General features: G+C 58.5%; 10 protein-coding genes. All 10 read right to left on the bottom strand.

Features of this window, described 5'->3' with window-relative positions; translation table 11 throughout:
• The 10 genes from WT26_RS36230 to tssB all read right to left on the bottom strand — a co-directional run bounded on the left by WT26_RS36230 (nt 1) and on the right by tssB (nt 11558).
• Nucleotides 1–258, bottom strand: coding sequence for a PAAR domain-containing protein (locus WT26_RS36230; RefSeq protein WP_080400962.1), 258 nt, complete (start codon nt 256–258; stop codon nt 1–3).
• A 63-nt stretch (nt 259–321) separates the two neighbouring features.
• The gene (locus WT26_RS23730) at nt 322–2562 is read right to left on the bottom strand and encodes a DUF2235 domain-containing protein (RefSeq protein ID WP_069270994.1); all 2241 of its coding nucleotides are present in this window, start codon (nt 2560–2562) and stop codon (nt 322–324) included.
• Nucleotides 2555–3346: a DUF3304 domain-containing protein gene (locus WT26_RS23725; protein ID WP_069270993.1), complete on the bottom strand. Its 792-nt coding sequence runs from the start codon at nt 3344–3346 to the stop codon at nt 2555–2557. The genes WT26_RS23730 and WT26_RS23725 overlap by 8 nt, the downstream gene beginning before the upstream one ends.
• Before the next feature lie 95 nt (nt 3347–3441).
• Nucleotides 3442–4233 carry a DUF3304 domain-containing protein gene (locus WT26_RS23720; protein ID WP_069270992.1) on the bottom strand — a complete coding sequence of 264 codons (792 nt, stop codon included), beginning with the start codon at nt 4231–4233 and terminating at the stop codon, nt 3442–3444.
• Nucleotides 4234–4328: 95 nt separating this feature from the next.
• Nucleotides 4329–5117 carry a hypothetical protein gene (locus WT26_RS23715; RefSeq protein WP_196222189.1) on the bottom strand — a complete coding sequence of 263 codons (789 nt, stop codon included), beginning with the start codon at nt 5115–5117 and terminating at the stop codon, nt 4329–4331.
• Between the two features lie 95 nt (nt 5118–5212).
• Entirely contained in the window at nt 5213–6004 is a 792-nt protein-coding gene (locus WT26_RS23710; protein ID WP_069270991.1) for a DUF3304 domain-containing protein, read from the bottom strand.
• Nucleotides 5997–6989, bottom strand: coding sequence for a DUF4123 domain-containing protein (locus WT26_RS23705; RefSeq protein WP_069270990.1), 993 nt, complete (start codon nt 6987–6989; stop codon nt 5997–5999). Before WT26_RS23705 ends, WT26_RS23710 begins: the two co-directional genes overlap by 8 nt.
• Nucleotides 6989–9340, bottom strand: coding sequence for a type VI secretion system Vgr family protein (locus WT26_RS23700; RefSeq protein ID WP_069270989.1), 2352 nt, complete (start codon nt 9338–9340; stop codon nt 6989–6991). The genes WT26_RS23705 and WT26_RS23700 overlap by 1 nt, the downstream gene beginning before the upstream one ends.
• 81 nt (nt 9341–9421) lie before the next feature.
• Complete coding sequence (tssC, locus tag WT26_RS23695) at nt 9422–10972, bottom strand: type VI secretion system contractile sheath large subunit (protein ID WP_059533150.1); 1551 nt, start codon at nt 10970–10972, stop codon at nt 9422–9424.
• Nucleotides 10973–11045: 73 nt separating this feature from the next.
• Nucleotides 11046–11558, bottom strand: a complete 513-nt coding sequence (tssB, locus tag WT26_RS23690; RefSeq protein WP_010093655.1) for a type VI secretion system contractile sheath small subunit — start codon at nt 11556–11558, stop codon at nt 11046–11048.
• Nucleotides 11559–12129 lie beyond the last annotated feature (571 nt).

The following is a 12129-nucleotide window of genomic DNA, read 5'->3' as shown; positions in this document are numbered from 1 at the left end:
TTAGCGGCGCCCGCTGTTCGGAAGCGAAGAAATCAGCCGGCAACCGCACTCGCACAAGTCATCGTGCTGGGCGACTTCGCGGCCGTCATCGAACGCCCCCGAGGTCGCGGTGGCGATACGGTTGTCGCCGTGTCGAGGACAAGTCACAGGATCGTGCACGCGAGCCACTGGACGGTTCATGAAAAATCGCGTGGCCGAGCCGGCCGTTACGGTGCCGCCACCGGTATGGCTATCTCCAACCCGAATGATGCCTGCCATGGATATCCCCCGAATAAAACCGGCATCGCCACCGCGGTACGGTGACGAACGATAGAAGTGTGGTTAGAAGCGCGCCGGCAATCGGTTGCCGGGCGCCATCGCGTCGCTCATCTGCTTGACACGCTCTCCGTGCTTTTCGTCGCGCTTGCGCTTCTCCTCCTCGCCGACGTAATCGCTGCGTCCGAACGTGTCGATGGCGCGCGTCTGGAAATACAGGTTCGACGACAGCACGTGGTCGTGCCAGCTCGTCAGCATCGTGTCGTGAACCAGCAGGTCGAATAGCGCCATGACCTTGGGCGGCAACGGGTGCTTGCCGCTCACGCCCATCTTCCATGCCTGCAGCAGCGCCTCCTGCTCGGGCGTCATCATCATGGCTTCGATCATCGTGGCGCTGAGTTCCGGGGCGGCGTCCCAAGGCAATGAACCGTCTTGAGCCACCTTGCGCATGTTTTCCGCCGATTTCCGCATCGCGGATTGCCTGGCTTCGCGTCGCATCAGTTCTTCGGATTCTTCCTTGATGCGCTCCCAAACACCTACGAATGGACGCGCTTTCTCGACACCTGCGTCTCGGCCGGCGACCATCTCGGGCATGAGCGCGTCCTGCCAGCGCGCATAGGCCTTGCCAAGCGTCACGGCATCCACCGGCGGCCGCTGGTTGCGCAGTGCAAGATAGGCCGCCTCGGCGTCGCTGCGCTCCTTCAGAAGCTCACGGTGCCGGGCGGCGAGCCCGTCGAAGTGACTCGTCACCGTTGCGCGGAACGCAGGAGATTGATAGCGAACCGCAATCCAGCGCAGGAATACCTGCATGTGCTCGACGAAATTCAGGCGCGCGACGTAGGGAACGATCTGGCGGTATGCGCCGATCAGTTCCCAGATTTTGTAAGTTGCGTTGCCGTCGGAGATGGGGTTTGCAAGCGTGAATTTCTGGAACACCTCGGGCTTCCATTCCGCCAAATCCTCCATCGCATCGACCACGACACCATGCGAGACCGCCTCGTTGAGCATGTCGCGCAGAACGACGCGTTGCAGTTCCGCACGTGCTCCAAGCGTTCCGGGCGGTGCCCCTCCGGTAATGTCTTCACTCGTTCCGGGATACAGGTACTGAAGGCCCCGCGTGTTTTCAAGACTGTCCAGCCGCTGGTAGAACCGCAGTTCATGAGCCGCAGCAAAATGCACGCACCGCTGCACCGAAGCCGGTACCGATAGATTGCGATCTCCATAGTTTTGCTTGAGCATGCCGAGAACAGGCACCATACCCAGTACCTTGTTTTCTTCCATCAACGAAGAAACGGCATCGAGCAACCCAAGGAACTTGATCTCGATCGGAACAGCCGTGTGATTGGGGTCCTTCGGGTCAACAAAGGCCAGCTTCGTGTCACTCGGGTGCTTGAATTTTTGAGTCAGTTCGTTCGCCAGCGCCCGAGCGAGAACGCAGCCGCGATCCGCGCCGAAGATGGATACCTGAATCCGCTGGATCTTCGGCATTTTCAGCTTGACGTCTTCGATCGCCTTTTCAAACTGGTTCATCGCGGCCGTCAATCGATCGTTGACACCCGTGCCCAATACAAGCGCGATCGCACGATTGTCCCGGAACCAAGGCACCGAATCGACGACGACATTCAGGAACACCGACTTGGCGGCAGTCCAGCCGATCGACAGTACGTTCTTCTTCGCGTCGTAGAGCATCGCGCGAGTCGCCGCGCGACCACGCCGAAGCCAGCGATTGTCGCGCTGCAGGCGCAACACTCGACCGATATTGCGCGGCGCGGATTTGACCGAATCGACCAGATCGTGGAAGGACTGCACGACCGGGCGGAACGAAAATTCCGCAAATCCCTTCTTGACCGCATCCGTGATGGCACGTTCCGGGTTGATGGGGAGCCGGTTCAGTCCGGTGACGTTCTTGCCGACGCTAGCCGCAGTCGCTCCTGCTGCCTTGACGCCTTCGTTTCCAAGTTTAAACATCGCAGAGACGATCAAGCCGTCCGTGGCTTCCTTGTTCAGCTCAGTGCCGAGACCGGAGTAATAGAATGGGTACCAAAACTGATTCACCATCCACTCTCGGCGCCGATCTTCGTTATCTCGATGAGCTTCCCACAGGCGACAAATATTCGAGTATCTGGACGTTTCAGGGTCGTCGTAGTCGCGATGCCTGCCAAACCCGTCGAAGAAGAAGCCCATGTGTACAACAGCGCCACAGGGAATGCATGAGTCACTTGGATACGCTTTCCGACTCTCTCCAATCGCAGCACGAACTTCGAGCGGAGTTTGATCCGCCGAGTCAAGGCGATTTTTGTCAGTCATGGCGACCTTCCATCGTGGCATGCTCGAAACGATTACTTTTGATTTCCTGAACGACAGCGCCAGGAAGACTCTGCATCGCAGCGCCGAACGCGCCAGGTTTGCCCTTCGTCTCCTGCAAGATCCGCTGAACGGCCGGATGCTCATCAAACTTCGGATTGACGAGCCGCGTGAAGTACACGTACTGCTCAAGATCTGTCGTATCAGTCAGGCGGTACTTCAACCAACCCTGCGACGCAACGCGGGCCGTACGTCTAAACTCGACAGCCATGTCTTCATCATCCGGCGTGGCCACCTTTCCATATTTGGTTTGAAACCAGTGGTCCACTTTCGTGTAAGCGATCCTCGTTCCGCTCATGTCGTTTCGGAACTCGAACTCGATGTGATCGTCGGGATAGAAGTGCACGGCAAGCACGACTTCCCCGACTCTGCCAGCGACCTTGGTCGGTGGAAACTTGACCTCAGTCCTCTTGTGGATCTTCTTGATGGGGGCGTATAGATCCTTGATAGCCTCATCCGCGTCATACACCTCCCAGTCAACCGTAAATTCCGTCCCTTTTAACTTGTAGCAACAACTCAACCGGCCCGCACCCGCGCTCGGCGGCAGATCACCTCCACCACTTGCCCTATTGCCATATTTGTCGCGGATAGTGAACCTGCTCAGGTTGAACGGCGTGTAATTGAGCCCCATGACGCTGACGCCACGGTACGTCGGCTCGGATGAAAACGCATCGCAACCGGCCAGCGTCAGCGCGGCGAACAGCAAGATGACAAGCCGTTTAAGCATGGGTGAAATACTCCAAATTCCGGAAAACAATTCGATATCCCGGCTCCGTCTTGCGAGCCATACACGCCTGATCGTCGGAATCTGGTCGATCGAGATCAACCATGCTGTCCCTCATTCGATATGCGATCAAAGCGATTGCCCTTGATTTCCCGGACAACGGCGTCCGGCAAGCTCTGCATCGCAGCGCCGAACGCACCAGGTTTGCCCTTCGTCTCCTGCAAGATCCGCTGAACGGCCGGATGCTCATCAAACTTCGGATTGACGAGCCGCGTGAAGTACACGTACTGCTCAAGATCTGTCGTATCAGTCAGGCGGTACTTCAACCAGCCTTGCGACGCAACGCGGGCCGTACGTCTAAACTCGACAGCCATGTCTTCATCATCCGGGGTGGTCACCTTTCCATATTTGGTTTGAAACCAGTGGTCCACTTTCGTGTAAGCAATCCTCGTTCCGCTCATGTCGTTTCGAAACTCGAACTCGATGTGATCGTCAGGATAGAAGTGCACAGCAAGCACGACTTCCCCGGCTCCGCCAGCGACCTTGGTCGGGGGAAACTTGACCTCAGTCCTCTTGTGGATCTTCTTGATGGGGGCGTATAGATCCTTGATAGCCTCATCCGCGTCATACACCTCCCAGTCGACCGTAAAACTCGTCCCTTTCAGCTTGTAGCAACAACTTAGGCTGCCCGCACCCGCGCTCGGCGGTAGATCACCTCCGCCACTTGCCCTATTGCCATATTTGTCGCGGATGGTGAACCTGCTCAGGTTGAACGGTGTGTAGTTGAGCCCCATGACGCTGACGCCACGGTACGTCGGCTCGGATGAAAACGCATCGCAACCAGCCAGCGTCAGCGCGGCGAACAGCAAGATGACAAGCCGTTTAAGCATGGGTGAAATACTCCAAATTCTGGAAAACAATTCGATATCCCGGCTCCGTCTCGTGAGCCGTACACGCCTGATCGTCGGAATCTGGTCGATCGAGATCAACCATGCTGTCCCTCCGTGGCCAAACGGTCGAATCGATCGTTCTTGACATCGCGAACGGTCGCGTCCGGCAACTTGCGCATCGCAGATGCGAAGCGCCCCGGCTTTCCTTGTGTTTCCAGCAAGATGCGCCGGATGTCGGGATGCTGGTCAAACTTGGGATTGAGCAGGAAGAAATAGCAGTACTGCTGCAGATCTTCCGTGTTCGTGAATCCATACTTCAACCACCCTTGAGCGGCAAGTTTGGCCACACGCCTGAAGATGATCGAGTCATCCTCGTTTTTCGGATCGATCAGTTGCTTATGAGTTTTCCGTAGCCAGTCCCATACTTCGTCGTATTCGATTCGAGTTCCACTTAGATCGGTTCTAAACTCAAATTCAACATGATCGTCCGGATAGAAATGAACTGCCAGCACGACCTCTCCGGCCCCACCCGAGATTTTTGTCGGGGGCAACTTGATCGATGAATTTTTTTTGATTTTTTTGATTGGAGCATACGGATTCTCCATAAACTTATCTTGGTCGTAAATTTCCCAGTCAACCGTAAAATCCGTTCCCTTCAACTTGTAACAGCAACTTAGACTTCCTTCCCCAGATCCTGGCGGAAGATCTCCCCCACCGCTCGCGGTGTTGCCGTACTGATCTCGAATAACGAATCGCGTGAGATTGAACGGCATGTAGTTGAACCCCTCGACGCTGAAGCCACTATAGGTTGGCACCGGTGACAAGGCGTCACATCCCGCCAATGCAAACAAAACCAGCATCAAGGAAACTATCTTTTTAAACATGGTCCGGATTTTCAATTTTCAAAGGAGCGAATCGATGATCGGAAAGTCCCTCGCACCCAAAGCATCGCTAATCGTCAAAATCAAGTTGATTCGGATCAGCCATGCTTTCCCTCATTCGACCTGCGATCAAAGCGATTGCCCTTGATTTCCTGGACAACGGCGTCCGGCAAGCCCTGCATCGCAGCGCCGAACGCGCCAGGTTTGCCCTTCGTCTCCTGCAAGATCCGCTGAACGGCCGGATGCTCATCAAACTTCGGATTGACGAGTCGCGCGAAGTACACGTACTGCTCAAGATCTGTCGTATCAGTCAGGCGGTACTTCAACCAACCCTGCGACGCAATGCGGGCCGTACGTCTAAACTCGACGGCCACGTCTTCATCATCCGGGGTGGCCACCTTTCCATATTTGGTTTGAAACCAGTGGTCCACTTTCGTGTAAGCGATCCTCGTTCCGCTCATGTCGTTTCGAAACTCGAACTCGATGTGATCGTCGGGATAGAAGTGCACGGCAAGCACGACTTCCCCTGCTCCACCTGCGACTTTTGTCGGCGGGAACTTGACCTCGGTTGTCTTGTGGATCTTCTTGATTGGTGCGTATAGATCCTTGATGGCCTCATCCGCGTCGTACACCTCCCAGTCGACCGTAAAGCTCGTCCCTTTCAGCTTGTAGCAACAACTTAGGCTGCCCGCACCCGCGCTTGGCGGCAGATCACCTCCACCACTTGCCCTATTGCCATATTCGTCGCGGATAGTGAACCTGCTCAGGTTGAACGGTGTGTAGTTGAGCCCCATGACGCTGACGCCACGGTACGTCGGCCCGGATGAAAACGCGTCGCAACCGGCCAGCGTCAGCACTACGACCATCGCCAAACAGAGTCGTTTAATCATGCGCCGGCACCCCACGTTCGTCCGAGCCCGGCTCCATCCGAGACGCCTCGCGCAAGACGTCGCCATCAATCTGACTCAACGCGTCCCGATACGTCTGCTCACCATTCATCGCGCGCACCAAGCGCTCCCGAATGACCGGGTGTTCGTCGAATCGAGGCGACACGACAACCCCCTTCGAAACGTAGTTCAGGAGATCGTCATCTCCCGTAACACGGTGCCGCGCAGCGCGTTCAAGCTGTTCCGAAACGCGTCGGTAGAGCACCGAATCCGGAAGGTCATCAAGCATCGCCCCATACATCGTGCGCAATTGCATCGCGAGTTTGTCGGCACGACCGAGCCGGAGCAACGCCATGTGCTGCTCGACCGTCAGCACCTGCTCTCCATCGACCACGCCATCCGCCGCGTCTGCATCATTGCGCCAGACGATCTCGTTCAGTTCGCGATCGCGATACCAGATTTCGGCACACGGCGACAGAAACGCCTGGGCCTGCTCCGCGCTCCAGACGGCACGCAAGCGGGCGAGAATTCGGTTGTCGTAGAAATGCAGGAAGAACGCGCGCTTGTCCGGCGTCGAATAACGGCAGAACGATTGGAAGTGTTCGGTCAGAATCCGTGTCGGGAACGGGGACCATATCCACGTCAGCATGTGCAGCCCGGAGGACTCTTTCCAGAGCCGTCGAACGAGCCGGCTCTGCAGGTCGTGCGGATCGTCGAAAGCGAAACGATCGATCGCGATCAGGTATGGTGCGATATCCGCGTAGGATTCGACGACGGTACCCTGCCATAACGACACCCACTCGAGCTTGGGCACCCGTGCCAAGAGCTTGCCGAGGTCCGGATTCGCGCGCGCATCCGCGAGTATGTACAGATACCCCGAAGCATCGCTTGCGTCGAACGCTTCGAATTGCGACAACAAGCGCTTGCGCCACTGCTCCCACGCCGCCTCCGTGTCACCGGCCGACATGATGCGATTTGCTTCGAGCATCACGCAACCTCCGTCATCGCTTCAACCCCTCGGTGCGCGTCCAAGAAGCACTCCTTGCATGGGCCGATCGGCATGGCGGGCAGAGGAACCGAGAGATTGCCGGGGCCGGTCCAGTGAAAGTTGCCGCACTTGAGCGTGATATCGCCGGGGCACCCAAGCTCGATGTTGCCGCCGTCAATCTTGAGGTACGCGCCGCCGCTGGTCAGCGTAAGCGCGCCGCGAGAAGTCGCGAGAATCGAGCCATCGGTACTGGTGAAGCGCATATCCTTCGACGACGACAGCGCCATCGCGCCCGTACGGGCCTGGACGACGACGTCCTGCTTGGCCGCGGTGACTCGCACGCCCTGCGCCTGTGCGAACAGCGACACCTGTCTGCCCGCCGCAACGGTGAAATTCCGCATGATTCCAACGTCGAAGTTCCCGCCGGCAGTCGCGATCAGATTTCGGTCCGCGTTGACCTGCAGGTGCTCGCCTGACGTGAGTCCGATACCTGACGGCGCGCTCATGAGGATTGCAGCGCGCTTCAAGCCGTCAAGCGCTTCCGCATAGAACGCCTTCTGCTGCTTCAGCTCGGCCACCGTCGCCTCGGCAGCCCGGACGGCCTCGGACAGCGACTCCATGCGATCAATCGCCCGCTGCAGTTGCTCTTGCGCACCGCCCATGTCGAGCTGGCGACCCGACGCTCCCGGCTGAGCTTCGGTAGTCAGCAACATGCCCTTCGGACCGCGCGCCGCGAGATGCCCATCCGTGCGCAGTTCGGCTCCCTGACCTCGCTCTCCGCGAGCTTCATCGACCATATGCCCCAGATTCAACTCGCTGGTCTGATTCGGCGTGGTCAGGTGGATATGTTCGACGCCCTCCTTGTCCTCCATCCGCATCTCGTTCTTCGCGGCGGTACGGATCAGGTTTCGGGTGTGATTCAGATTGTTGACGAGATCCGGGTGCAGGCTGTCATGCATCGCGCCGATGATGACGGGCCGATCCGGATTCCCTTGCGTAAAGACCAGCGCGACTTCCGCACCGTCGATCAGCGGAAAGTGATGCCCGTAGTTTTCGCCGCTATACGGCTTGGCGAACCGCACCGGCCGACTCGTGCCGCCTGGACTCCATTCGTCGAGATCGAACGGCAGCTTGATCACGTACCAGCCCTGCTCCGTCAGGTACGCGTACTTGTAATCCCCAGGGGACGTGATGCGGGCCGGCAGAATACCGTCGATGGAGGGGCGCTGGATCGATGCAACGTGGGTCCGCCAGACACGATCAGACGGAATCCCCTCGAACGACACCCAATACGACTCGTTGCGACCGCCGTGCGACTCGACCGACGTCACGAATATCCCATGCTTCGCGTCGGCCGGCTTCGGATCGACCCGCATCACCTCGCCGGCTTCGAGCCAGAACGGATTGCCGGTGCCTTTGAACGTAATCTGGCTGGCCAGATATGCCTCGTGCCTGAGACGAGCAACGCGCTTGCCTTCCTCCGGCGTCTCGTAATGTTCCCCCCATCGGTAATCGACAGCGTTGGTCGTCTTGTCTTCGCGGGCAGCGTTTTCCTCGACCAGCAGCGAAACACCTGCCAGCCGGTGGTTATAGTCATGCAGCCGTACCGACTCCGGCACACGCCGCGTTTCCCGCCCAAGCGTCTTGATTGCGTCTGCTCCAACACTCTCAAGCCCCGAGTCGCGGCGATACGGAACGGTGCGCTGCTTGCGCGCATACGCATCCAGATCATCGCCGAACACGACCACCGCGCGATCCTTCTTCTGCTCCCAGCGGAACCAGATTCCCTCTTCCGCGCAGATGCGCCGGATGAAGGCAAACGTCGTCTCGTGATACTGCGTGACGTACTCGCGGCGTTTGTACTGCCCGCGCAACTGGAACACGAAGTCGACGCCCGCGCGGTAGCCGTAATGCCGCAGCGTATCGGTAACGATCTCCTCGACCGACTGTTTCTGGAACAGCCGGCTGGTCACGCCGCGATCGAGGTCCGCGAGCGTCGGCTCCAGCACCACCCGATAGCGTGTCTCGTCAGCCGACGTTTCGAACTCGTCGAACTTCGTGATGATCCCGTGGACCGTATACGCCGGCGGTTTCTTGCTGAACTGCGCCGCGTTCTCCCCGAACATCTTTGTCAGATAGTCCATGTTCGGATCGATCGGGTCGACGATGAACTTGGCCGGCCGTCCAAGCACCTGGTCCATCGGAATACCGGCCACCGGGCTTGTGAATTCAATCTCGTACCTGTACAACTGGCTGACCTGGTCGAGTCCAGTGAATTTCAGGATCGAGAACGGCGCCGGGTGCGGCGCCAGCTTCAATTCATAAGCCTGCGAGGGCAAGATCATCGACATGGAATCCTCTCGGGTGCACGATCGCAATGCCCCGCCGGGGCGACCATCATCGCCCCGGCGGTTCATGCGGGAAACGTCAGATCAGCTCTTCGCCTTCGGCATCTGCGAAACGAGCGACAGCCCGATGTCCATCCCTTCGACCTGGAAGTGCGGCACGATGAACAGCTTGATGCGGAAGAAGCCCGGGTTGTCCTCGATGTCCTCGACCGTCACCTTCGCCTCGCGCAGCGGATGCGACGCCTGCAGTTCGTCGCCCGGGTCCTTCATCTCGGTCACGAGCCCCTTGATCCAGTTGTTCAGCTCGAGCTCGAGCAGACGACGGTCCTTGGTCGTGCCGATGTTCTCGCGCTGGATCAGCTTCAGGTAGTGCGCGATGCGCGACAGCAGGAAAATGTACGGCAGGCGCGCGTTGATGCGGCTGTTCGCGGTCGCCTCCTTGGTCTCGTACAGCGCAGGCTTCTGCGTCGAGTTCGCCGAGAAGAAGCACGCGAAGTCGTGGTTCTTGTAGAACGACAGCGGAATGAATCCCAGATTCGCGAACTCGAACTCGCGCGTCTCCGGAATCAGCACCTCGGTCGGGATCTTCGGCTGATAGCCGGTGCCGAGGTCGTACAGGTGAACCGGCAGGTCCTCGACCTTGCCGCCCGCCTGCGGCCCGCGAATCTGCACGCACCAGCCGTTGCTCACGAAGCTGCGCACCATGTTCGCCGCGAACGCGAACGACGCATTCATCCACAAGTACTTGTCGTGATCAGGGCCCTTGACGGCTTCCTCGTAGTTGAACGCCCGCACCGGCGCCGTATCCTTGCCGTACGGCAGACGGCCGAGCACGCGCGGCATCGTCAGGCCGACGTAACGCGCATCGTCGGTATCGCGGAAGCTCTTCCACTTGATGTACTCGGCGCGATCGAAGTAGTTGCCGATGTCCTGGATCGCCGCGACTTCTTCCATCGACTGCTTGCCGAAGAACGCCGGGCCGACCGAGCCGATGAACGGCATGTGCGCGGCAGCGGCGACCTTCGAGATATTGCGCAGCAGCGCAACGTCCATCGGCGAGTTGTTGAATTCGAAGTCGCTGATCATCGCGCTGATCGGCTGACCGCCCGGCGTGTCGTATTCCTCGATGTAGGTCAGACGATACAAGCCGCTCTGGATCAGCTCCGGCGTGTCCTCGAAGTCGCGCTGCAGCGCGTCCTTCGACACATCCAGCACCTCGATCCTGGCGTTCTTGCGGAAATCGGTGCGGCTCACCAGCATCTTCAGGCCGCGCCAGCGCGCTTCGAGCGCCTGGAACGCCGGCGTATGCATCACGGCGTCGAGCTGGCGGCTGATCTGCCGGTCGATCTGGCCGATATGGAAGTCGAGCAGCGACTTGTCGAGCCGGTCGACCGGCTGGCTCGCGCCGGCCACGAGCTCGAGGAACGCGCCCATGCCGCGCGCGATCCGCTCGTCGGCGGACGCCTCGGACAGCATGTCGTTGTCGCGGAACGCCTCGAGCGGACGCGCCTCGCTGACGGGCTTCAGGTTGATCTTGCTGCACAGCGATGCGTACACGCTGTCGATGTCGCCGTGCGGGGCGTCGAGCACGACGGTCTCGGTCGCGCCGGTCTGCTGCGTTTCAGTGGATTTCATCTCGTGTCCTGTCTGCGATCGAATCGCAACCTGTTTTCGGAATGCGGTAAAGGCACGCTTGGCCCGGCTCCGCTCACGCATGCCCTTCCGGCTGCGTCGCGGCGGTGGCGATCTGCGACAGTTCGCCGCGCAGCTTGTCGGACAGGCGCTTGTCCTTCAGCACCTTCTCGAACTCGCGGCGGAACGTGCCGTTGTCGAGCAGGTTCGATTTCAGGTCGCGCAGCAGGTTGCGCATCGCCAGCAGTGCCTGAAGCTCCGGAATCTGGCGTGCGACCTGCTCAGGCTCAAAGTCCTTGATCGAGCGGAACGACAGGTTGGCCGCCAATTCCGACCCATCGCCCGCCAGCGTGTTGTCCGCGGCGATCTTCAGGTCCGGCGCATAGTCGGCAAGCACCGCGTCGAAGTTGTTCTTGTCGATGTTGACCTTTTTCCGCTCGGCAAGCGGCGCCTGCTCGCGTCCGGCGCTGAAGTCGCCCGCGACGAGCAGCTTCAGGGGCAGCTCGACCTTTTTCTGCGCGCCGCCGGTGTGCAGGTCCAACGTGATCGAAACCCGGCTCTTCGGGATCTCTCGCTGAAAGCTATCCAATTCGTTCTCCTTATCTCAGGATGCTTGAAGATTCCGCAATGCACGTCCGTGGTACGTGGCCAGCAGATGCCCAGTCGCTCGCGACGCCGATGCCCTCGGCCCCACGGTGCTCATTGCGAAGGACTGACTCGGATACCCCGTAGCACTGCATCCGATTCACGGAGCAGGAAATTACCACGACACATTACATGCAGTAAACACCAACCCATCAATTCACATTTGTTCAACAATTAAGACACGTCAAATCCTCAACCACATACTCAAGCAATTCTGTCAAAAACCACTCGCAAACCAGCCAACCCTGCCGCCCAACCCGACTGACACATAAGCAAACACCGCAAACAACACAATGATTTGCAAAGACAATTTCACTTAAACTATGCCGCAAAACAGCACCCCATTCTCAAAACTTATCGCGACAATATCTCAATAAATATTACTCAAACAGACTCCAATCATCGCCACCCGCAATATCTCAAAATAGATCATTCTCAGAAAAACATGGATTTCCACAAAATTAGGTATACGAAATCCATATCGAGACTATAGAATCGCCGCACCATAATTCCTA

It is taken from the genome of Burkholderia cepacia (assembly GCF_001718835.1).
GTDB classification, from domain to species: Bacteria; Pseudomonadota; Gammaproteobacteria; order Burkholderiales; family Burkholderiaceae; genus Burkholderia; species Burkholderia cepacia_F.
This window is presented reverse-complemented; position numbering and strand designations above follow the sequence as displayed.

What these genes read in the sequence shown, in the direction of transcription:
- WT26_RS23730 (WP_069270994.1), bottom strand. Translation starts at nt 2,562, where the DNA reads ATGACTGACAAAAATCGCCTTGACTCGGCGGATCAAACTCCGCTCGAA.
- WT26_RS36230 (WP_080400962.1), bottom strand. Translation starts at nt 258, where the DNA reads ATGGCAGGCATCATTCGGGTTGGAGATAGCCATACCGGTGGCGGCACC.
- WT26_RS23725 (WP_069270993.1), bottom strand. Translation starts at nt 3,346, where the DNA reads ATGCTTAAACGGCTTGTCATCTTGCTGTTCGCCGCGCTGACGCTGGCC.
- WT26_RS23715 (WP_196222189.1), bottom strand. Translation starts at nt 5,117, where the DNA reads ATGTTTAAAAAGATAGTTTCCTTGATGCTGGTTTTGTTTGCATTGGCG.
- tssC (WP_059533150.1), bottom strand. Translation starts at nt 10,972, where the DNA reads ATGAAATCCACTGAAACGCAGCAGACCGGCGCGACCGAGACCGTCGTG.
- WT26_RS23720 (WP_069270992.1), bottom strand. Translation starts at nt 4,233, where the DNA reads ATGCTTAAACGGCTTGTCATCTTGCTGTTCGCCGCGCTGACGCTGGCT.
- WT26_RS23705 (WP_069270990.1), bottom strand. Translation starts at nt 6,989, where the DNA reads ATGCTCGAAGCAAATCGCATCATGTCGGCCGGTGACACGGAGGCGGCG.
- WT26_RS23700 (WP_069270989.1), bottom strand. Translation starts at nt 9,340, where the DNA reads ATGTCGATGATCTTGCCCTCGCAGGCTTATGAATTGAAGCTGGCGCCG.
- WT26_RS23710 (WP_069270991.1), bottom strand. Translation starts at nt 6,004, where the DNA reads ATGATTAAACGACTCTGTTTGGCGATGGTCGTAGTGCTGACGCTGGCC.